The sequence below is a fragment of the Catellatospora tritici genome, from assembly GCF_019083965.1.
GTDB lineage: Bacteria > Actinomycetota > Actinomycetes > Mycobacteriales > Micromonosporaceae > Catellatospora > Catellatospora tritici.
Genome location: NZ_JAHRCY010000001.1, coordinates 249,976 through 271,055 on the forward strand (window position 1 = coordinate 249,976; position 21,080 = coordinate 271,055).

Annotated in this window: 17 protein-coding genes; 3 read left to right on the top strand and 14 right to left on the bottom strand. The window is 70.8% G+C overall.

The features are described from left to right. Positions 1-21 precede the first annotated feature (21 nt). Both KUA19_RS01175 and KUA19_RS01180 read right to left on the bottom strand, forming a co-directional pair. Positions 22-615, bottom strand: a complete 594-nt coding sequence (locus tag KUA19_RS01175) for a flavoprotein (protein WP_217393951.1) — start codon at positions 613-615, stop codon at positions 22-24. Beyond that, positions 616-1,845: a helix-turn-helix domain-containing protein gene (locus tag KUA19_RS01180; protein ID WP_217393953.1), complete on the bottom strand. Its 1,230-nt coding sequence runs from the start codon at positions 1,843-1,845 to the stop codon at positions 616-618. 231 nt (positions 1,846-2,076) lie between these two features. On the opposite strand from KUA19_RS01180, the gene KUA19_RS01185 reads away from it, so the two are divergent. After that, entirely contained in the window at positions 2,077-2,796 is a 720-nt protein-coding gene (locus KUA19_RS01185) for a bifunctional DNA primase/polymerase (protein WP_217393955.1), read from the top strand. A 441-nt stretch (positions 2,797-3,237) separates the two neighbouring features. On the opposite strand, the gene KUA19_RS43750 is transcribed toward KUA19_RS01185, so the two are convergent. The 11 genes from KUA19_RS43750 to KUA19_RS01235 form a co-directional block, all read right to left on the bottom strand. After that, the gene (locus KUA19_RS43750) at positions 3,238-3,360 is read right to left on the bottom strand and encodes a hypothetical protein (protein WP_302498253.1); all 123 of its coding nucleotides are present in this window, start codon (positions 3,358-3,360) and stop codon (positions 3,238-3,240) included. A gap of 266 nt (positions 3,361-3,626) precedes the next feature. Further along, a complete protein-coding gene (locus KUA19_RS01190) occupies positions 3,627-4,721 on the bottom strand; it encodes a branched-chain amino acid aminotransferase (RefSeq protein WP_217393957.1) in 1,095 nt (364 codons plus the stop codon). Positions 4,722-4,867: 146 nt separating this feature from the next. Further along, positions 4,868-5,893: a 3-isopropylmalate dehydrogenase gene (locus KUA19_RS01195; RefSeq protein WP_217393958.1), complete on the bottom strand. Its 1,026-nt coding sequence runs from the start codon at positions 5,891-5,893 to the stop codon at positions 4,868-4,870. Between the two features lie 187 nt (positions 5,894-6,080). Next, complete coding sequence (locus tag KUA19_RS01200) at positions 6,081-6,632, bottom strand: GNAT family N-acetyltransferase (protein ID WP_217393961.1); 552 nt, start codon at positions 6,630-6,632, stop codon at positions 6,081-6,083. 19 nt (positions 6,633-6,651) lie between these two features. Continuing rightward, positions 6,652-7,581 carry a hypothetical protein gene (locus tag KUA19_RS01205; protein WP_217393962.1) on the bottom strand — a complete coding sequence of 310 codons (930 nt, stop codon included), beginning with the start codon at positions 7,579-7,581 and terminating at the stop codon, positions 6,652-6,654. Between the two features lie 65 nt (positions 7,582-7,646). Continuing rightward, positions 7,647-8,669: a hypothetical protein gene (locus KUA19_RS01210; protein ID WP_217393963.1), complete on the bottom strand. Its 1,023-nt coding sequence runs from the start codon at positions 8,667-8,669 to the stop codon at positions 7,647-7,649. Positions 8,670-8,903: 234 nt separating this feature from the next. Then, entirely contained in the window at positions 8,904-10,505 is a 1,602-nt protein-coding gene (serA, locus tag KUA19_RS01215) for a phosphoglycerate dehydrogenase (RefSeq protein ID WP_217393964.1), read from the bottom strand. A gap of 263 nt (positions 10,506-10,768) precedes the next feature. Further along, a complete protein-coding gene (ilvC, locus tag KUA19_RS01220) occupies positions 10,769-11,779 on the bottom strand; it encodes a ketol-acid reductoisomerase (protein ID WP_217393965.1) in 1,011 nt (336 codons plus the stop codon). Between the two features lie 108 nt (positions 11,780-11,887). Then, positions 11,888-12,406, bottom strand: coding sequence for an acetolactate synthase small subunit (gene ilvN / locus KUA19_RS01225; RefSeq protein WP_217393966.1), 519 nt, complete (start codon positions 12,404-12,406; stop codon positions 11,888-11,890). 75 nt (positions 12,407-12,481) lie between these two features. After that, positions 12,482-14,302, bottom strand: coding sequence for an acetolactate synthase large subunit (locus KUA19_RS01230; protein ID WP_217393968.1), 1,821 nt, complete (start codon positions 14,300-14,302; stop codon positions 12,482-12,484). Positions 14,303-14,482: 180 nt separating this feature from the next. Then, positions 14,483-16,783, bottom strand: a complete 2,301-nt coding sequence (locus tag KUA19_RS01235; RefSeq protein ID WP_217393970.1) for a putative bifunctional diguanylate cyclase/phosphodiesterase — start codon at positions 16,781-16,783, stop codon at positions 14,483-14,485. 186 nt (positions 16,784-16,969) lie between these two features. On the opposite strand from KUA19_RS01235, the gene ilvD reads away from it, so the two are divergent. Then, entirely contained in the window at positions 16,970-18,814 is a 1,845-nt protein-coding gene (gene ilvD / locus KUA19_RS01240) for a dihydroxy-acid dehydratase (protein ID WP_217393972.1), read from the top strand. 166 nt (positions 18,815-18,980) lie between these two features. On the opposite strand, the gene KUA19_RS01245 is transcribed toward ilvD, so the two are convergent. Continuing rightward, on the bottom strand, positions 18,981-19,550 hold the full coding sequence (locus KUA19_RS01245) for a thioredoxin family protein (RefSeq protein ID WP_217393974.1): 570 nt from the start codon (positions 19,548-19,550) through the stop codon (positions 18,981-18,983). A gap of 235 nt (positions 19,551-19,785) precedes the next feature. On the opposite strand from KUA19_RS01245, the gene glyA reads away from it, so the two are divergent. Then, positions 19,786-21,051 carry a serine hydroxymethyltransferase gene (gene glyA, locus KUA19_RS01250; protein WP_217393976.1) on the top strand — a complete coding sequence of 422 codons (1,266 nt, stop codon included), beginning with the start codon at positions 19,786-19,788 and terminating at the stop codon, positions 21,049-21,051. Positions 21,052-21,080: the final 29 nt, after the last annotated feature.

A 21,080-nucleotide genomic window follows, 5' to 3' on the forward strand; every position in this document is an offset into this window, starting at 1 on the left:
CAGCCTAAACGGCTCGGCCGTTCAGGCCCCCACCCGTACTCCTGCTTGGGACAGCCGCTCGTCGACGGCGCGCAGGGCCAGCTCCCACGGGAACTCGTGGCGGAACGCGTCGCCGTTGCCCGGCTCGGGCAGGGCCACCACCTCGTCGCCGTAGAGCACGCGCACGCCCCAGCTCCGCAGCCGGGTCAGGTTCTCCTGGAACATCGGGTGCCGGGCCATCGCCTCGTTGGTGTACGGGAACGCCACGATCGGCAGGCCCTTGCCGTACCCCTCGATGAGCAGGCCGAGCGGGAGCGTGTCGGCGATCCCGGCGGCCCACTTGTTCACCGTGTTCACCGTCGCCGGGGCGACCACCAGCGCGTCCGGCGGCGGCAGCACGTCGGGGTCGCCGGGGTTCTTGTAGTTGGTGCGCACCGGGTGACCCGTCTGCGCGGCCAGCGCCGGGATGTCGAGGAACTTGCGCCCGTCGGGTGTGGCCACCACACACACGTCATAGCCGCGCCGCTGGGCGAGATCGACGAGCCTGCCGACGTCGCGGGCCACGGGCGAGCCGCAGACCAGCACATACAGCACCGGCCGCGGCCGCTCGTCGGTCGACGCCGGCTCCTCGGTCATCTAGACACCCACACCCATCTGCTCGGCCAGCTCCGCCAGCGCGGCCGTCGGGGTGCCCCGGGTCCGCCGCAGCACGTCGCTGAGCACCTCGTGCGCGATCGGACGGCAGCGTATCTCGGCCGGGGCGAGCAGGTCGCCCTCCAGCAGCATCTCGCCCGCCTTCTCCACGTCACCGATCTGGGTGTAGCCGCGGGCCATGTCCAGGTAGTGGTGCGCCCGGCGTTCGGGCAGCATCGCGTTGAACGCGGCCGGGTCCAGCGCGGAGTGGATGGCCACCGCCATGCCGCCCTCGCCCAGCTCGACCGCTGCCGCGGCCCGGTGCACCTCCACGTTGGTGGGGCCGAAACTGGTCCAGTAGTGGTTGCGGTCGCCGCCGAGGCCCTTGGCCGCGTCCTGGGCGCCGGTGAGCAGGTCGCGCATGGTGGCGCTGTCGCCGGTGCAGGAGGCGGCCATGGCGCCCTGCAGCAGCAGGAAGCCGTACACGGAGAGGCGGTCGTCGGCGGTCTCGTCGCCGCCGGCCGGACACAACCGGTTGGCGATGTTGACGTTGACCTCCAGCGCGGAGCGGTGGCGGCCCAGCGCCCGCAGCGCGTTGGCGACCCGGGTGGTGGCCACGCCCGCCAGCAGCTGGTCCCCGGCGCGTTGGGACACCGCGATGGAGCGGTCGGCGGCCAGCCAGGCCAGGTCCAGCTCGCCGAGCTTGCGCAGCACCGAGGAGGCGATCTGGTACACCTGCCCGAGCAGGTGCGCGGCGTCGCGGGTGTCGTCGCTGCCCGCGTACGCGGTGTCGGCGGCCTGGGCGTCGCGCAGCAGCTTCGGCAGCGCCCGCGCCAGCACGCCGTAGCGGCCGTGCTCCCAGGTCTGCCACGCGTGCTGGGCGGCCTTGCGCATCTCGGCGATGGGCGGCGGCTCCGGCGGGGCGTAGAAGAAGGCGCTGATCTGGTCGTAACGCTCCAGTGCGGACCGGATCTCGGCGACCTCGATCTGGTCTATGCAGTTCACACTGTCGGGGCGCCGCTCCGGGTCCTTACCGAGCAGTAGCTGCACGTCCAACTGGAGCACGTCGGCGATCTCGTACACGACGGAGAACTTGTCGAGCCGGCGCACGCCGCGCTCCACCTTGTCCACCCAGCTCTTGGACTTGCCCAGCCGGTCGGCGAAGACCTGCTGCGACATCTTGCGGCGGTTGCGCCAGTACGACACCCGCCGGCCTATGGGCAGCTCGTCCACGTCACAACCCTCCCCTCATCGGGTGTGGGAAACGAGTCGCACAGGCTGTGCGCCCTCGTCCGTACCGTCACTCGTATCTTCTGTTGCAAGTTGCAGTTAGAAAATGCATCGAGACGTTTGCTTACTGGACCGATGTCGATGTAACGAGCGCCTGCGACCACAGATACGGGTAAGAGAGATGTCGATCTCTTTCCTGTTTCAGCCGTACCCCGGAAGAGGAGGTCGGACACCATGCGGTGGCGACACGGACCGTTCGCCAGGAACCTGCTCCGGCACCGGCTGCGCCGTGCGGCGCTGCGGTTCGCCGCCCACGGCTGGGCGGTGACCCCGGGCGGGTACTTCAACGGCCGTCGCATGGCCTGTGACCGGGCCACCTGTCTGGCCACCAGCTGCCACCCGCTGCTGACCGACTGGGAGACGCAGTCCAGTACGTTCACCGCACAGCTCGACGAGTGGTGGTGCCAGCATCCGCACGCGGTGCTGCTGCCCACCGGGCACACCTTCGACGTGCTCGAAGTCCCCGCGCTGCTGGGCGCCAGCGCCGTCTGCGGGCCACCCACCGGGCCCGGCGCCGCCAGCACTGCCGGCCGCGTACGCGGCCCGGTAGCGGTCACCGCCACCGGCCGCTGGATGTTCCTCATGAAGCCCGGCGCGGCATTCGCGCCCGAACTCGACCACCGGGTCGACGTGCTGCGCCACAGCCACGGCTCGTGGATCCCGGCCCCGCCGACCGTGCTGCCCGAAGGGCCCGTGCGCTGGCAGGTGTCACCCGCACAGGTGAACTGGCACCTGCCCGACGCCGAGGAACTGCAGCAGGCGCTGGTCCGCTCGTTGGTCAGTCTGGACGCGTCGTTCCTGGACCTGCCCCTCACCGCACGGCGGCGGCTCGCCCCGCCCCCGCGCATCGGTCGCCCGCCGACCATGCAGGCCGCACTGCGACGCGCCGGCTGAACGTCCACACCGGAACCATCCCTCGCCACCACCCCGCGACAGGCAGCACCGAGCGACCGCCCAGCAGCGCGGTCGACGGTCGGGGTATCGAGGAGGTCCGACATGGCAACTGACAACGTAGAACGGGCCCTGGCACACGTCGAGTCCCAATTCGGGGTCATACGATCGTCAGCGGCCCGGTGGGCGGGCACGCGCCCGTACGGCGCCCGCCCCGGCGGCTCCCGCCCGAGCGGTAACCGGCCCGCCAGCACCCACCGCCCGGTGCGCTGACGCGCCGCGCCGCTGGTAAGGAAGGGCCCCTTCTTATCGCTTTCCGTAGAAGAAGGGCCCCTTCTTAACTCCAAACGCTCCCGCGCCGAGTGCGCGGGATCGGGCGGGAGCGGGAGCGGGCGGGAGCGGGAGCGGGCGGGAGCGGGAGCGGGCGGGAGCGGAGGCGAGAGTTCAGGGCAGGACGCGTACATCCACCTCGACACCGGCCCGACGCGCGGCGGCCTCGACCACGATGCGGCGCACCTCGTCCGGCCGCCGCGCCACGAACGAGGGCACGAAGTGCAGCACCTGCACGCCGACGCGGCCGAGGATGTTGTGGCGTTCCAGGCCAGCCGCCGCAGGCTCCGTCGGTGGACAACCGGTGGCTTGGGGACGACGCCCGCCGCCGGCTCTTGATCTGGTATGGCCACAGCCAAGTCCCCCGCCGACCACCACCCCACCGCCCCGCACGCGCAGCTCCGATCGCCGGACAGCGACACGTCGCCTACGCCGCTGGGCGCAGGTGTCAAGAAGGGCCCCTGCTACCTCGCAAAGCGATGAGAAGGGGCCCTTCCTTACTTCTAGACGGTGGTGGTCCAGCCGTGGGGGTCGGGGCGGCGGCCGAACTGGATGTCGACGAGGTGTGCGCGCAGGGCGGTCGCCACCTGGCCTGCTGTGCCGTCGCCCATCAGGAAGTCGCCCTCGGTGCCGCGGACGGTGCCGATCGGGGTCAGCACGGCGGCGGTGCCGCAGGCGAACGCCTCGACGATCTCGCCGCTGCGGGCGCCGTCGCGCCACTCGTCGATCGAGACCGGACGCTCCTCGACCGAGTAGCCCTGCTCCTTGGCCAGCGTGATGACCGAGTCGCGGGTGATGCCGGGCAGGATGGCGCCGTTCAGCGGCGGAGTGATCATGGTGCCGTCCTTGCGGACCAGGAACACGTTCATGCCGCCGAGCTCGTCGATGTACCTGCGCTCCGCCGCGTCCAGGTAAACGACCTGGTCGCAGCCGTGCTCGGCCGCCTCGGCCTGGGCGGCCAGACCGGCGGCGTAGTTGCCGCCGCACTTGGCCGCGCCGGTGCCGCCGGGCGCGGCCCGGGTGTAGTCGTTCGACACCCAGATCGTCACCGGCTTGACCCCGCCGGCGAAGTACGGGCCGACCGGCGAGGCGATCAGCACATAGAGGTACTCGCGGGCCGGGCGCACGCCGAGGAACGCCTCGCTGGCGTACTGGAACGGGCGCAGGTAGAGGCTGCCCTCGGTGCTGGTCGGCACCCAGGCGCGGTCGATGTCGATCAGCTGTCGGATCGAGCCGAGGAACAGTTCGGTCGGCAGCGGCGCCATCGCCATGCGGTGCGCCGACTCGACGAACCGGGCCGCGTTGGCCTCGGGGCGGAACAGGCCGATCTTGCCGTCGGCCCGGTGATACGCCTTCAGGCCTTCGAAGATCTCCTGGGCGTAGTGCAGTACGGCGGTCGCCGGGTCCATCGGGATCGGGGCTCGCGCCTCGACCCGGGCGTCGTACCAGCCCTTGCCCTCGGCGTACCGAATGGTGACCATGTGGTCGGTGAAGATCCGGCCGAAGCCCGGGTTGGCCAGGAGCGCCTCTCGCTCAGTGGCCGATACCGGTTGCGAACTCGGACGGATCTCGAAGTCGATCGTGCCACCGCCGCTCATGCGCGCTGCCCTCCATCGTCAGGGGTCCGGGGAAAACTTACCTCTAACGCTCGTTAAACCCCAGCCCGTGCGGTGTCCCAGGCAGAAAGCACATCGCCCGGCCACCTCACGGACCGGGCGAACGTGTCATTCTCGCGGCCGTGCGGTCATGCTACGAGTACGGATACTCGGTCGCCGACCTCGGCCGTGCGGATCGCCTGTCCGGGCGTACGGCCGGACAGTTCGGTCGAAACCGCTTCTTCGATCTTGAGTGCCTCGTCGGCGTAGCCCAGGTGGTCCAGGCACAGCGCCACCGACAGAATCGCCGCGACGGGGTCGGCCTTGGCCTGGCCCGCGATGTCCGGTGCGGAGCCGTGCACCGGCTCGAACATGGACGGGAAGGCGCGGGTCGGGTTGATGCAGCCGCTCGCGGCCAGGCCGATGCCGCCGGTCACGGCCGCCGCGATGTCGGTGAGGATGTCGCCGAACAGGTTGTCGGTGACGACCACGTCGTAGCGCTGCGGGTTGGTGACCATGAACATGGCGGCCGCGTCGACGTGCTGGTATTCGGTGGTGATGTCCGGGAACTCGGCCGCCACCTGCGCGAACGTGCGCGCCCACAGACCGCCCGCGTGGGTCAGCACGTTGGTCTTGTGGACCATGGTGACCTTGCGACGGGGGCGCTTGCCCGCGCGCTCGAACGCGTCGCGGATGACCCGCTCCACGCCGTGGCGGGTGTTCAGGCTCTCCTCGGTGGCGATCTCGTGCGGGGTGCCCCGGTGCATGCCGCCACCGGCGCCCGCGTACAGCCCCTCGGTGCCCTCGCGGACCACCACGAAGTCGATCTCGCCGGGCTTGACGCCGGCCAGCGGGCCGCTGGTGTTCGGCCACAGCCGCGACGGGCGCAGGTTGACGTACTGGTCGAAGTCGAAGCGCAGCTTCAGCAGCAGGCCCCGCTCCAGCACACCCGGCGGCACGCTCGGGTCGCCGACGGCGCCGAGCAGGATCGCGTCGTGCTGGGCCAGTTCGTCCCGCACGGAGTCGGGGAACACCTCGCCGGTGCGGTGGTAGCGTGCCGCGCCCAGGTCGTAGGCGGTGGTCTCCACACCCGGCAGGACCGCGTCGAGCACCTTGAGGCCCTCCGCGACCACCTCGGTGCCGATCCCGTCTCCGGCCACGACCGCAATGCGCATTCCCGCTCGCCTCTCACCCACACCGGCACCCATGCCGACTGTTCTACCGAACGTTAAGCCAGTTTCCCACCCCACGGTACACCCGTACCAACATGCGGACACCAATGCTCGCCATCAGCACGTTGATCAGGAAGCTGTGCCACTGACACGCCGACGAACCGTGCCATAAGTTCATGATCGACGGGGTTCAGCCTGCGGGGCGGTGGTCGCCGACCAGGCGGCCGCTGCGGATGAGGTGGCGTTTGGAGGCGCCGGGGATGTTGCGGGTGGGTTCGGCGTCGGGTTGGCTGCTGCGGACGAACAGGGTGACCGTGACGGCGGGGGCGAAGCCGTTGCGCGACATCAGGGTGGCCGAGGCGTTGTTCGAGCTCTCGACGTCGGTGACGACGCGGCTGGCGCCGCCCGCGAACAGGGCCTCGCAGCAGGCGTTCACCAGCCGACCGGCGATGCCCCGGCCCTGGTATGCCGGGTCCACCGCGATCCACTCCAGGTAGCCCCAGTCGTCGCGCAGCTCGAACGTCTGCGAGCCGAGCACGAAGCCGACCACGGTCTCGCCGTCCAGCGCCACCCAGCAGGCGCTGTCGCCGCTGTCCAGGTGCTCGGCGACAGCGGTCAGCGACCACGAGGTGTAGGGCTTCACCGAGGTGTCGAACACCCGGTAGCCCAGGTCCAGCACCTGCCGCAGGTGCTCCAGCCCGACGGGGGCGATGACGATCTCCGCCGACGACGATTCACTCATCCCAGCAGACTGCCACGGATCAGCGCGGCGGCAGCGGATTCGGCAGGACGAGCCGCGTTCCCCCGAACGGACCGGGTCCGCCTCCCCAGCCGGGCGGCGTCAGCAGCACCGGCGCCTGCCGCCCCGTGTGATATGCCAGCGCCGCCGCGACCGCGTCGTCGACCGGTCCGGTCAGCAGCGACTCGCGCAGCACCAGCCAGTCGGCGCCTTGGCGGACCTGGCGGGCCAGGCGCCAGTTGAGCAGCCCGAGGCCGAGGCGCCCGAGGGTGTGGCCGGGGTCGCTCAGCCGGATCGCCAGCCCGATTTCGGGCGGCCCGCTCGGCTCCGACAGGTTCTTCGACCAGAACGGCCGCCTCGGCGCCCCCGGCGCGACGAAGCCGATCTCGGAAATCTCCGGCCAGGTGACGGTCGCCTTCAGGGCGGCGATCCACAACCCGGACTCGTCGACCCGGACCGCCGGTCCGCGGCGGAACGTGCCGTGCAGCCAGGCCGAGAGCCAGCCGAAGTCGAGAAGCAGGAGCCCGATCGCGACGGTCACCGCCACGTCGAACGGATTCTCGTACGCGTCATTGCGCAGCGCCAGGTACACCGGCAGCACCAGCACCAGCATCATCGCGCGGGGCGAGCGGAAACGGGCGGCGCCCAACTCCACCGACCGCGCGGCGGCATCGGGTCGGGCCAGCGCATGCCTGAGGCGCACCGCGACGGCGGCGTGGCGGCCGCGGAACTCCCAGGCGTACAGCCCGGCCGACAGCAGCAACAGCAGCATGGACGCGCCTTCGGTCAGCGATTTCGAGACCGGGCTGAGGCTGTCGTCTGGATAACGGATCTCCACGAATGCCGCTGTCAGGGCCGACACCAGGGTGAGCCACAGAGCCGCGTCGGTCAGGAGGCGACGCGAGCGCAGCCGCTCGGCCAGGGCGGGCCACTCGGGCATTGGATCGGACATGCCCGCCATGGTGAAGCAATCGTCAAGTCGCTGCTGCCCCGGCGGGGGGGCGTTCGGCCGGTCGGTCAGAAGACCCAGCCGGTGAGTTCGGCGCGCTGGACGGGTTCGGCGCCGTCGGCGTCGGTGTCGGCCCAGGTCTCGCGGTGGTACGCCCGAGCCGAGGCCAAGGCCGCGTCCACCGGTTCGGCCAGCCAGAACTCGTCGATCATGATGTTGCGGTCGCCACCACGCAGGGTCCACAGGGCGTAGCGGCGACGCAGGCCGCGGTACGAGCTGCGGGCCACGATCGCCTCCGGGTCGGCGACCTCGACCAGCAGCCCGGTCTCGGGCCGGTCGTCCAGGCGCAGGCCGATGCTGACGATCTCGTGCCACGGGATGGTGACCCGCATGGCCCGCAGCCAGATGCCGCCCGCGTCGACGCGCGCCAGCACGTGGCCGCTGCCGGGCTGGTACCGCCGGTAGACGACGAGCAGGATCCCGGCGGGGACGAGCAGGATCAGCCCGATCAGCAGCGCCCAGGCGAGCAGGTCCTTCCAGCCGACGTGGTCGCCCGGCAGGACGGCGTCCAGGTGGGCCTGCTCGACCCGCAGTCGCCAGATCAGCGTGCCGACGTACACCAGGGGCAGGAAGGCGCCGATCATGGCGCGAGGTGAGCGCCACGGGAGGGCTCGCAACTCCGCCGGCACCGTCTCCCCGGTGGCGGACAGCGCCAACCGTTGCGGCACGAGGTCGCGGCGCAGTCGGAAGTCGGCGCCGTTGGCCACGAGGAACGCGCCGAAAGCCACCAGCACCGTCACCAGGCCGCCGACGACCGCCGCGCCGAACGTCCAGCTGGGCTGCCCGGCGACCAGCATCGCGAAGACGAGCACCGCCGCGAGCAGCAGCAGCAGGTAGATGTCGACGCCGCGGCGCGAGTCGGCCAGGCGGCGCTGCAGCGCGACCTGCGCGGCCGAGGGCTTGCGCGGTTCGATGTGCGCCGGGGCGTCGCAGCCCGGTTCGATGTGCGCCGGGGCGTCGCGGCCCGGTTCGGCCGCGTCGAGGTCGGCACGGTTCGGGTCGTCCGAGCCTACGTCGATTCGGGAGTGCATTTCGTCATCATGTCGCATTCGCGGCGTTCGCGCGGCGGCATCGGAGCACAAGCGACCGGCCCGGTCGGGACTGCGGCAAACAGTCCTGACCGGGCCGATCGTTGATTGCTGTGATGCGTCGCGTCCGTGCGGACCGGATCACCCGAAGATCCGTCCACCCGTGCCCGCGTCGCGAGCGTCCGCTGTGGACCCCTGCAGGCTACCGAGCGGACGCAACGCTACGCAAGCGGTCGCTTACTCCTCGGTGAGGTCCACGGCGCTGACCGAGGCCGCGCCGATGTTCTCCGCCGCGCGCTGCAGCAGGTCGGCGGGGACCGGCGAGTCGACGGTCAGCGTCATCAGCGCCTCGCCGCCGGCCTCGCGTCGGGCCACCTGCATCGCCGCGATGTTCACGCCGACGGCGCCGAGCACGGTGCCGACCGCGCCGACCACGCCGGGGCGGTCCGAGTAGCGGAAGAACAGCAGGTTGCCCTCGGCGTCCAGCTCCAGGTCGAAGCCGTCCAGCTCGGTGAGCTTGAGCTGCTCGCGCACGCCGTGCGTCACCACCGCGCCCGCGACGCTGACGGTACGGCCGTCGGTGAGCGCGCCGCGCACCGTGACCAGGTTCTTGTGCTCGTTGACCTCGGGGTTGGTGACCAGGTTGATCTCCACGCCCCGGTCGGCCGCGATCAGCGGCGCGTTGACGTAGGTGACCTGCTCCTCGACGATCGAGCTGAACAGGCCCTTGCTGGCGGCCAGCTTCAGCACCGACACGTCGTGCTGCTCGACGATCTCGCCGCGCACGTCGACGGTGATGCTGGCGGCCACACCGCCCGCGACCGCGGTGAAGACCTTGCCGAGCTTCTCGGCCAGCGGCAGCAGCGGCCGCACCTCCTCGGCGACCACGCCACCGGCCTGCACGTTGACCGCGTCGGGCACGAACTCGCCCTGCAGCGCCAGCTTGACGCTCTTGGCCACGGCCAGACCGGCCTTGTCCTGCGCCTCGTGGGTCGAGGCGCCCAGGTGCGGGGTGGCCACGACGTTGTCGAAGGCGAACAGCGGCGAGGTGGTGCACGGCTCCTTGAGGTACACGTCGATGCCGGCACCGGCGACGCGCCCGTCGGCCAGTGCCTCGGCGAGCGCCTCCTCGTCGATCAGGCCGCCGCGCGCGGCGTTGATGATGCGCACCTCGGGCTTGACGAGCTGGAGCTCCTTGGCGCCGATCAGACCCACCGTCTCCGGGGTCTTCGGCAGGTGGATCGAGATGAAGTCGCTCTCCCGCAGCAGCTCCTCCAGCCCGACCAGGCGCACGCCGAGCTGGGCGGCGCGGGCCGGCTGCACGTACGGGTCGTACGCGATGAGGCGGGTGCCGAAGGCGGCGATGCGCTGGGCGAACAGCACGCCGATACGGCCGAGGCCGACCACGCCGACCGTCTTGCCCTGCAGCTCGACACCGGTGTACTTCGAGCGCTTCCACTCGCCGTTCTTCAGCGCGGCCGACGCCGACGCGGTGTTGCGGGCCACGGCCAGCAGCAGCGCCAGGGCCTGCTCGGCGGCGGAGACGATGTTCGAGGTCGGCGCGTTCACGACCATGACACCGCGCGCGGTGGCGGCGGGCACCTCGACGTTGTCCAGGCCGACACCGGCGCGGGCGACGACCTTGAGCTTCGGCGCGGCGGCGATCGCCTCGGCGTCGATCTTGGTGGCGCTCCGCACGATCACGGCGTCGGCTTCGGCCAGCGCGGCAAGCAGTGCCGCCCGGTCCGTGCCGTCGACGTGGCGTACGTCGAAGTCGTACGCCAGCACGTCGAGCGCGGCGGGAGCGAGTTCTTCGGCAATGAGAACGACGGGAGTCACAGCTTGCCTCACGACTGAGAGTTGGATGACTGATGCCCGGAACCGCCGCATTGCGTTCGGGGCCTACCCCGGCGATGTTACGGGCTTGACATGGGTTCGCACGCCGAAGGCGGCCCGTGACCGTCCTCACGTTTGTCCAGCTCAGTCCGGATCACGCCCGAACGCGAAAGTAGCCGGGCCGCGCCGAGGGATCGCCTCGGGCGCGGCCCGGTATGGCCCGACCACCGTTGTCCGCGGTCCGGCTGCTCTATGGGGGGAAGTGCTCAGGCGGTCTCGGTGATCGGCCGGTCGACCCAGCTCATCATGGCCCGCAGCTTGGCGCCGGTCTCCTCGATCGGGTGCACCGCACCCTGCTCCTGGAGCTTGGTGAAGTTGGGGCGGCCGTTGTCGTCCTCGGCGACCCACTCGCGGGCGAACTCGCCGTTCTGGATCTCGCCCAGGATGCGCTTCATCTCCTCCTTGACCCGGCTGTCGATGACGCGCGGGCCGCGGGTGACGTCGCCGTACTCGGCGGTGTCGGAGACGCTGTAGCGCATGCGGGCGATGCCGCCCTCGTACATGAGGTCGACGATCAGCTTCAGCTCGTGCAGGCACTCGAAGTACGCCACCTCGGGGGTGTACCCCGCCTCGGTCAGCACCTCGAACCCGGCCTGGACCAGCGCGGAGGCACCACCGCAGAGCACGGCCTGCTCACCGAACAGGTCGGTCTCGGTCTCCTCCTTGAACGTGGTCTTGATGACACCGGCCCGCGAACCGCCGATCGCCTTGGCGTACGACAGCGCCAGCGCCTGCGCGCCGCCGGTGGCGTCCTGCTCGATCGCGATGAGACACGGCACGCCCTTGCCGTCGACGTACTGGCGGCGCACCAGGTGGCCGGGGCCCTTCGGGGCGACCATCGCCACGTCCACGTCCGACGGCGGGGTGATCAGGCCGTAGCGGATGTTGAAGCCGTGGCCGAAGAAGAGCGCCTTGCCGGCGGTCAGGTTCGGGGCGATCGACTCGGCGTAGATGAAGCGCTGCGCGGTGTCCGGCGCGAGGATCATGATCACGTCGGCCTCAGCGGCCGCCTCGGCGGGAGTCATGACCCGCAGGCCCTGCTCCTCGGCCTTGGCCCGGCTCTTCGAGCCCTCCTTCAGACCGATCCGGACGTCGACGCCCGAGTCCCGCAGCGACAGCGCGTGGGCGTGGCCCTGGCTGCCGTACCCGATGACGGCGACCTTGCGTCCCTGGATGATCGACAGGTCCGCGTCGTCGTCGTAGAAGATCTCAACCATTCTCGTTCCCTCTCAAGCTCTCGCCGCGCGACAGGCATCTTCGCCTGCCGGGCGGCGCTGCGGTGACACGACCCGGGCCGCGTCTCACCAGTTGATCGTTCTGGGTGCTCAGGCGGCCAAACGAAGCGACGGGTTGGCGGTGATGCTGCGCGAGCCGCGGCCGATGGCGACCAGGCCCGACTGCACCATCTCCTTGATGCCGTACGGCTCCAGATCGCGCAGCAGCGCGTCCAGCTTCTCGGCGGTGCCGGTGGCCTCGATGGTCAGCGCGTCGGGAGCGACGTCGACGACCTTGGCACGGAACAGCTCGACCGTCTCCAGCACCTGCGAGCGCACCGGGCGGTCCGCACGCACCTTGACCAGCAGCAGCTCGCGCTGCACCGCGGTGCTGGATTCCAGCTCCACGATCTTCAGCACGTTGACCAGCTTGTTGAGCTGCTTGGTGACCTGCTCCAGCGGCTGCTCGTCGGCGTTGACCACGACGGTGATCCGGGAGACCTCGGGGTGCTCGGTCTCCCCCACCGCCAGCGAGTCGATGTTGAACCCGCGCCGCGAGAACAGCCCGGCCACGCGGGCCAGGACGCCGGGCTTGTTCTCCACCAGCACGGACAGAGTGTGCTTGCTCATGCGACCGCTCCGCTTCGCTCCGCGGCCGCCTGAGCCGGAAGTTGCTCCATGATTCCCTCGCTGCGCTCGGTCATGTCAGATGTCGTCCTCGTCGAAGGTCGGGCGCACGCCGCGGGCGAACTGGATCTCGTCGTTGCTGGTGCCGGCGGCCACCATCGGCCACACCATGGCGTCCTTGCCGACCACGAAGTCGATCACCACGGGGGCGTCGTTGATCGCCATCGCGGCCTCGATCGTCTTGTCCACGTCCTCGGCGGACTCGCAGCGCATGCCGATGCAGCCCAGCGCCTCGGCCAGCTTCACGAAGTCGGGGATGCGGTGCTTGTGCGTGCCCAGGTCGGTGTTGGAGTAACGCGCGTCGTAGAACAGCGTCTGCCACTGGCGCACCATGCCCAGGTTGCCGTTGTTGATCACGGCGACCTTGATCGGGATGCCTTCCAGCGCGCAGGTGGCCAGCTCCTGGTTGGTCATCTGGAAGCAGCCGTCGCCGTCGATCGCCCACACCACCGCGTCGGGCTTGCCGGTCTTGGCGCCCATCGCGGCCGGGACGGCGTAGCCCATGGTGCCCAGGCCACCGGAGTTGAGCCAGGTGCCCGGCTTCTCGTACGAGATGAACTGGCTGGCCCACATCTGGTGCTGCCCGACACCCGCGCAGTAGATCGCGTCCGGCCCGGCGATCTCGCCCAGCCGCTTGATCACGTACTGCGGGGCGAGGGTGCCGTCCTCCGGCTCCTCCCAGCCCAGCGGGTAGCGGGTGCGCAGGTCGTTCAGCTGCCGCCACCAGTCGGCGCGCGGCGGGTGGGTTTCGCTCTTCAGCGCCGTGATCAGCTCCTCGATCACGTGCTTGACGTCGCCCACGATCGGCACGTCCGCGTGGCGGTTCTTGCCGATCTCGGCCGGGTCGATGTCGGCGTGGATGACCTGCGCGTCCGGGGCGAAGCTGTCCAACTTGCCGGTGACCCGGTCGTCGAAGCGCGCGCCCAGGGTGATCAGCAGGTCGCTGCGCTGCAGCGCGTACACCGCCGAGACGGTGCCGTGCATGCCCGGCATGCCCATGTGCTGCGGGTGCGAGTCGGGGAACGCCCCGCGCGCCATCAGCGTGGTCACCACCGGGATGCCGGTCAGCTCGGCCAGCTCCTTGAGCACGCCGGTGGCGTTGGCCTTGAGCACGCCGCCGCCGACGTACAGCACCGGGCGCTTGGCCGAGGTGATCAGGCGGGCCGCCTCACGGATCTGCTTGCCGTGCGGGTGCAGCGTGGGTCGGTAGCCGGGCAGGTCCAGCGTCGGCGGCCAGCTGAACGAGGTCTGCGCCTGCAGCACGTCCTTGGGGATGTCCACCAGCACCGGGCCGGGGCGGCCGGTCGCCGCCAGGTGGAACGCCTCGGCCAGCACCCGGGGCAGGTCCTCGGCCGACTGCACCAGGAAGTTGTGCTTGGTGATCGGCAGGGTGATGCCCTGGATGTCGGCCTCCTGGAAGGCGTCGGTGCCGATCGCGGGCCGGGCCACCTGGCCGGTGATCGCCACCAGCGGGACCGAGTCCATATACGCGTCGGCGATCGGCGTCACCAGGTTGGTCGCGCCCGGACCGGAGGTCGCCATACACACGCCGACCTTGCCGGTGGCCTGCGCGTACCCGGTGGCCGCGTGGCCGCCGCCCTGCTCGTGCCGGACCAGGATGTGGCGCACCTTCGAGTCGAACAGCGGGTCGTACGCGGGCAGGATCGCGCCGCCGGGAATGCCGAACACCACCTCTACCCCGAGCGCCTCCAGTGACTTGACGAGGCTCTGTGCACCGGTGCACGGAACTGGTGCGATCTGGGCGCCGGGCGCCGCAGGTGGCGCGGACCGCTGCGCCGCGGCCCGCTGGGCCAGGGACTCAGGGCTTGGTCTAGTCATTTCCGATCACCTTTGACTCTGAAGGTCACGTCGTTGAAGCCCGGCCAACAAAAAAGCCCTCGTGCAGGAACGCACGGGGGCCAGCGCACTCTCATCAGGTGAGAGTGCGCTCAGGTAAGTACTCGGGCAGACGGCCGAGAGGTCGACATGGGCTCAGCTTGACGCATCTCAGCCGCTGAGTCAACTGCTCCCGGATGTTGGGACGGCAGTGTCGTGACGTTCGGTTCCGTTGCCGACCAGGCCGTGGATACCCATCGTCATGCCGCCGTTTCCGGCCGGTTTCGGCAGCCCCGTCGGGCGTGGCTGGCCGCTCTGCCCGGCCTGCCCGCGGGTGGACGACGCCACCAGCATCGCCTCCAGGTGCTCGGCGGGCACCCCCATGCCGAACAGCTGACCCTGCCCGTACGGGCAGCCGGCCGCCTCGACCAGCTTGCGGTGCTGCGGCTCGCTCATCCCCTCCGCGATGACCTGCAGGCCCAGTCGCTGCCCCAGGCGCACCACCACGTCCACCATGGGCGCGCCGGGACCCTGGTCGGTCGGGGCGTCGATGACCAGACTCCGGTCGATCTTGAGGATGTCCACCGGCATGCTGCGCAGCTGTCCGAGTGACGAATATCCCGCCCCGAAGTCGTCCAGCGCGATGCGCACGCCCAGCGCCCGCAGCGCCGACAGGGTCCGGCGGAACTCGTCGATGTCGGTGGCGACCGCGTGCTCGGTCACCTCCAGCACCAACCGCGAGGGCGCCACCCCGTGCGTGCGCAGCACGTCCTTGACCGCCGTGGCGTAACGGGTGGAGTGCAACTCGCGAGGCGAGATGTTGACCGAGACCCAGACGTCGTACCCGTCGGCGACCCAGCGCGACAGCTGGCGACAGGCGGTGTTGAGCACCCAGGCGCCCACCGCCTCGATCTGGCCCGTCTCCTCGGCGATCGGGATGAACTCCAGCGGCGTGACCGTACCGAGCTCCGGATGCGTCCAGCGGATGAGCGCCTCGGCGCCGACCATGCCGTACTTGGGCAGGGCCACCACCGGCTGGTAGACCAGCTTGAACTCGTCGCGGTCGACGGCGGTGCGCAGCGCGTGCTCGATCGCGGTGCGGCGGCGCAGCTGGCGGTCGTACACCTCGTCGTAGAGCTCGACCCGGTTCTTGCCGCGCTGCTTGGCCGAGCGCAGCGCCAGGTCGGCGTTGCGCAGCAGGGTGGGCACCGTGTCGGCCTCGGCGCACCCGGCCAGGCCGATGCTGGCCGACAGGAAGATGTCGGCCGCCCCGTGCTGGTACGGCCGGGCCAGCACGTTCAGCAGCCGCTGGGCCACCTTGGCCGCCTCGGCCTGCTTGCTCCACATCAGCACCGCGAACTCGTCGCCGCCCAGCCGCGCCGCCAGGTCACCGGGGCGCAGGTTGAGCCGCAGCCGCTGGCCGACCTCGATCAGCACCGCGTCGCCGACGTCGTGGCCGCGCATGTCGTTGACGTTCTTGAAGCCGTCCAGATCCAGCGTGAGCAGCACGCACGGCGGCCCGTTCACCGCGTCGAGGTAGAGCGTGCGCAGCAGGCCGCGGCGGTTGGCCAGGCCGGTCAGCGGGTCGGTGTGGGCCAGCTCCCGGAAGTGCGACTCGCTGTCGGCCAGCCGCTGGTTGGCCCGGCGTACGTCGAGGATGGCCAGGTACTGCCGCCCCGCCATGAAGAAGCCGTTGGAGATGCCGACCAGCGCGGTCACCATCTCGATGCCCTGGCTCTGGGTGTACCCGTGCACCGCCACGAACGAGATCGCCAGCACCGGCACCAGGCCGGTGGCCAGGCCGGAGCTGGGCGAGGCGGACTCGGTGTCGTGGGTGCGCGCCTGCGGGGCCGGGCCGACGAACCACAGCGCCGCGCCCGCCGGGATCATGAGCCCGCCGAGCAGCACGATCGGGCCCCAGCCGGCGCACGCGCCCAGTGCGACGGCGGTCATGCCGACCGAGGCCAGGGCGGCGCCCGCGCTGTGGCGCAGCAGCGGCCCGCGGCGCAGTTGCGCCCGCACCACCAGCACCACGCTCAACCCCACCACCACGCAGGTGAGGACGGTCGCCATCAGCACCGGCATGCAGGTCTTGGGCACGGCGGTGCTCATGCCGTGGGCGTGCGGATGGGTGCTGAGCAGCACCGTCCACAGCACGATGAACAGGGCCGAGGCGCCCATCAGCGACTCGAGCATCAGACGCAGCCGCGCCCCCTCGCCGATCACCTGATCGATGATCTCCAGGAGCGCCGCGACCAGCAGCAGCGCCGCCACCGAGGCGGGCAGGCCGAGCAGGCCGCCGAGCATGATGCGGCTGCCGACCCGGTCGTCCCAGCCGTCGTCCCAGCGCATGGTGTGCAGCCAGGCGATCGGGGCCGCCACCGCATACAGAACCAGCGCACCGGCGCACAGCCGATTCGCGCGGACGACCAGGCCCTGCTGGTCGGCCAGCCGATTGGTCGCCATCGCCCAGACTGCGGGCACAGCGGTCACCACGCTCGCCAGAACGGCTATCGCGAGCCCCGGGGGGAGGTCCACGGATCCACTCTGCCCGAGCATTGCGCACAAAGCGAGACACGCTGTGCGACATTCCCCCGAGTGACCGTCCCGAGAGTTGGACACGTCACCGCTGAGCTGGGCGCGCCCCCGGCCGAGTGACACACTTGCGACATGCCCGAGTTGCGTTCCCGTACCTCCACCCACGGTCGCACGATGGCCGGCGCCCGAGCCCTGTGGCGCGCCACCGGCATGACCGACGACGATTTCGGCAAGCCGATCGTCGCGATCGCGAACAGCTTCACCCAGTTCGTGCCGGGGCACGTACACCTCAAGGACCTCGGCGGCCTGGTGGCCGACGCGGTGTTCGAGGCGGGCGGCGTCGGCCGCGAGTTCAACACCATCGCCGTGGACGACGGCATCGCCATGGGCCACGGCGGCATGCTCTACTCGCTGCCCAGCCGCGAGCTGATCGCCGACGCGGTCGAGTACATGGTGAACGCGCACTGCGCCGACGCGCTGGTCTGCATCTCCAACTGCGACAAGATCACCCCCGGCATGCTGCTGGCCGCGCTGCGGCTCAACATCCCGACCGTGTTCGTCTCCGGCGGCCCGATGGAGGCCGGCAAGACCGTCGCGGTCGAGGGCGTGGTGCACACCAAGCTCGACCTGATCGACGCCATGGTCGCCGCCTCCGACGACAAGGTCAGCGACGAGCAGCTCGGCCGCATCGAGCGCTCCGCCTGCCCGACCTGCGGCTCCTGCTCCGGCATGTTCACCGCCAACTCGATGAACTGCCTCACCGAGGCCATCGGCCTGGCCCTGCCCGGCAACGGCTCGACCCTGGCCACGCACGCCGCCCGCAAGGCGCTGTTCGAGCGCGCCGGGTCGCTGATCGTGGACCTGTGCAAGCGCTACTACGAGGGCGACGACGCGTCGGTGCTGCCGCGCGCCATCGCCTCCCGTGAGGCGTTCGAGAACGCGGTCGCGCTCGACGTGGCCATGGGCGGCTCGACCAACACCGTGCTGCACCTGCTGGCCGCCGCGCGAGAGGCCGAGCTGGACTTCGGCGTGGCCGACATCGACGCGATCTCGCGCCGGGTGCCGTGCCTGGCCAAGGTCGCGCCCAACAGCCAGCAGTACCACATGGAGGACGTGCACCGCGCCGGCGGCATCCCGGCCCTGCTCGGCGAGCTGAACCGCGGCGGAAAGCTGCACACCAACGTCCACTCGGTGCACTCGCCCGACCTGCAGAGCTGGCTCGACGACTGGGACATCCGCAGCGGCAGGACGCTGCCAGAGGCGGAGCGGCTGTTCCACGCCGCGCCGGGCGGGGTGCGCACCACGCAGCCGTTCAGCACCGAGAACGTGTGGTCCACGCTGGACACCGACGCGGCGAACGGCTGCATCCGGTCGGTCGAGCACGCGTACACGGTGGACGGCGGCTTGGCCATCCTGCACGGCAACCTCGCCCCGGACGGCGCGGTGGTCAAGACCGCGGGCGTCGGCGAGGAGAGCCTGCGCTTCCGCGGCCCCGCCAAGGTGTTCGAGTCGCAGGACGACGCCGTCACCGCCATCCTCGCCAACGAGATCGTCGCCGGTGACGTCGTGGTGATCCGCTACGAGGGACCGCGCGGCGGCCCCGGCATGCAGGAGATGCTCTACCCGACCTCATTCCTCAAGGGCCGGGGCCTGGGCAAGGCCTGCGCACTGATCACCGACGGCCGCTTCTCCGGCGGCACCAGCGGCCTGTCCATCGGCCACATCTCGCCCGAGGCGGCGGGCGGCGGCCTGATCGCGCTGGTCGAGAACGGCGACATGATCGCGATCGACATCCCGGCCCGCACCCTGGAGCTGGACGTCGCCTGGGACGTCCTCTCCGAGCGCCGCCTCCACCAGGAGAAGCGCGACAAGCCGTACACCCCGCTGGACCGCGACCGCCCGGTCTCCGCCGCCCTGCGCGCCTACGCCTCCATGGCCACCAGCGCCTCCGACGGCGCCTACCGCCGCGTCCCGTAACCCGCACCACCCTCGCCGCCCCGGCCCGCCTCGGGGCGGCCCACGCCCGTCGATCATGAACCTATGGCACGGTTCGACGGCGTGTCGCGGGCACAACTTCATGATCGATAGACAGAGGCGCCGTCTCCGGGAGACCGGGGCGGCGCCTCTGTCTGGGCAGGGCGGGTCAGGCGGGCTCGTTCTCCGGGCGCCACTTGATGGAGCAGCCGCTGCTGGGGTGGTGCGGCTCGGGGACGGGGGTACGGGCCAGCACGTGGTCGATGGCGGCGGCCAGGTCCGCGCCCGTGACCGGGGTGTCGTTGCGGGGGCGGGAGTCGTCGAACTGGCCGCGGTAGGCGAGCTTGCGGTCGGCGTCGTACAGGAACAGGTCGGGGGTGCAGGCGGCGCGGTAGGCGAGCGCCACCTGCTGGTCGGCGTCGTACAGGTACGGGAACGCGAACCCGGCCCGGTGCGCCTGCTCGGCCAGCCGCTCCGGCGCGTCGTCGGGGTAGTTCTCCACGTCGTTGGCGCTGATCCCGACGACGGCCAGCCCCTTCGTCGCGTACGAGGCGGCGAGCTCGCCGAACACCTTCTCGACGTGCTTGACGTACGGGCAGTGGTTGGACAGGAACGCCACCAGCAGCGCGGGCGAGTCGGCGAAGTCCTTGAGCGCCACCGGATCCCCGGTGATCGCAGACGGCAGCGAGAAGTCCGGCGCGGGCGTCCCGAGGTCCACCATGAACGAGTTGACAGCCATGCCGACCATTCTCCCCCGCCCTGGCCGCCCGTAGCTCGATGATCACGGCGCCAGGTCGCGACACACCGTCGAACACTTCGCCAGTGACGCGTCTCGGCGGCCCGCCTGGACGGCGGACCACCGTCATCTCCTCACCGGCGACCACAAGTTCATGATCAACGTGGCGTAGGGGGGCGGTTGGGGCGGGAGGGAGCGGGGTTAGGGTGGGGGTGAGCTGGGGAGAAGGAGTCACACCATGCATGAGCCGGGGTTGCGGCATCTGGCGGCGGCGGATCCGACGCTGGCGGCGCTGGTCGAGGGTGAGGCGCAGCGGCAGCACGACAAGCTGCGCATGATCGCCTCGGAGAACTACGTGTCGACCGCGGTGCTGGAGGCCTGCGGGACCGTGCTGAACAACAAGTACTCCGAGGGTTACCCGGGCAAGCGGTACTACGAGGGCCAGCAGTTCTGCGACCAGATCGAGTCGCTGGCGATCGACCGGGCCAAGGCCCTGTTCGGCACCGAGCACGCCAACGTGCAGACGTACTCCGGCTCGCCGGCCAACCTGGCCGTGTATCTCGCGTTCATGGATCCGGGCGACAAGTTCCTGTCGCTGGAGTTGGCCCAGGGTGGCCACCTGACCCACGGCTCGCCGGTGTCGGCGACCGGAAAGTGGTTCCGCCCGGTGCACTACACGGTCGGCCGCGAGTCCGGCCGCATCGACCTGGACCAGGTGCGCGACATCGCCCGCAACGAGCGCCCCAAGATGATCTTCTGCGGGGGTACGGCGATTCCCCGCACCATCGACTTCCCCGCCTTCGCGGCCATCGCGCAGGAGGTCGGGGCGATCCTGGTCGCCGACATCGCCCACATCGCGGGGCTGATCGCGGGCGGTGCCCACCCCTCGCCCGTCGGCTACGCCGACGTGATCACCACCACCACGCACAAGACCCTGCGCGGCCCGCGCGGCGCCATGATCATGGCGAAGGCGGAGCACGCCACCGCCATCGACAAGGCCGTCTTCCCTGGGCTGCAGGGCGGCCCGCACAACCACACCACGGCGGGCATCGCGGTGGCGCTGCACGAGGCGGCGCAGCCGACCTTCAAGGCCTACGCGCACCAGGTCGTCGCCAACGCCAAGGCCCTGGCCGGCGCGCTGACCGGGCACGGCTTCGACCTCGTCTCCGGCGGCACCGACAACCACCTGCTGCTCATCGACCTGACCGGCAAGGGCGTCGAGGGCAAGCCCGCCGCCAAGGCGCTGGACGCGGCCGGGATCGAGCTCAACTTCAACACGGTGCCGTACGACCCGCGCAAGCCGTGGAGCCCGTCCGGCATCCGCCTGGGCACCGCCGCGCTCACCACCCGGGGCCTGTCCGAGCAGCACATGCCGCAGGTCGCCGCCTGGATGGCCGAGGCGGTCGACGCCACGGCCGCCGCCGACACCGCGACCCTGGACCGGATCGCGGGCGAGGTCCGCGACCTGCTCAAGGGCTTCCCGATGCCCGGCTACACCGGCTGAGCACCCGACACGGTTCATACTCGCCGGCT

Coding starts and splice junctions, on each gene's coding strand:
- KUA19_RS01190 (WP_217393957.1), bottom strand. CDS start 4,721: ATGAGCGGCGGTGGCACGATCGACTTCGAGATCCGTCCGAGTTCGCAA.
- KUA19_RS01210 (WP_217393963.1), bottom strand. CDS start 8,669: ATGCACTCCCGAATCGACGTAGGCTCGGACGACCCGAACCGTGCCGAC.
- KUA19_RS01245 (WP_217393974.1), bottom strand. CDS start 19,550: ATGGCTGTCAACTCGTTCATGGTGGACCTCGGGACGCCCGCGCCGGAC.
- ilvN (WP_217393966.1), bottom strand. CDS start 12,406: ATGAGCAAGCACACTCTGTCCGTGCTGGTGGAGAACAAGCCCGGCGTC.
- KUA19_RS01230 (WP_217393968.1), bottom strand. CDS start 14,302: ATGACTAGACCAAGCCCTGAGTCCCTGGCCCAGCGGGCCGCGGCGCAG.
- KUA19_RS01195 (WP_217393958.1), bottom strand. CDS start 5,893: ATGCGCATTGCGGTCGTGGCCGGAGACGGGATCGGCACCGAGGTGGTC.
- glyA (WP_217393976.1), top strand. CDS start 19,786: ATGCATGAGCCGGGGTTGCGGCATCTGGCGGCGGCGGATCCGACGCTG.
- KUA19_RS01205 (WP_217393962.1), bottom strand. CDS start 7,581: ATGTCCGATCCAATGCCCGAGTGGCCCGCCCTGGCCGAGCGGCTGCGC.
- KUA19_RS01185 (WP_217393955.1), top strand. CDS start 2,077: ATGCGGTGGCGACACGGACCGTTCGCCAGGAACCTGCTCCGGCACCGG.
- ilvD (WP_217393972.1), top strand. CDS start 16,970: ATGCCCGAGTTGCGTTCCCGTACCTCCACCCACGGTCGCACGATGGCC.
- KUA19_RS01175 (WP_217393951.1), bottom strand. CDS start 615: ATGACCGAGGAGCCGGCGTCGACCGACGAGCGGCCGCGGCCGGTGCTG.
- ilvC (WP_217393965.1), bottom strand. CDS start 11,779: ATGGTTGAGATCTTCTACGACGACGACGCGGACCTGTCGATCATCCAG.
- KUA19_RS01200 (WP_217393961.1), bottom strand. CDS start 6,632: ATGAGTGAATCGTCGTCGGCGGAGATCGTCATCGCCCCCGTCGGGCTG.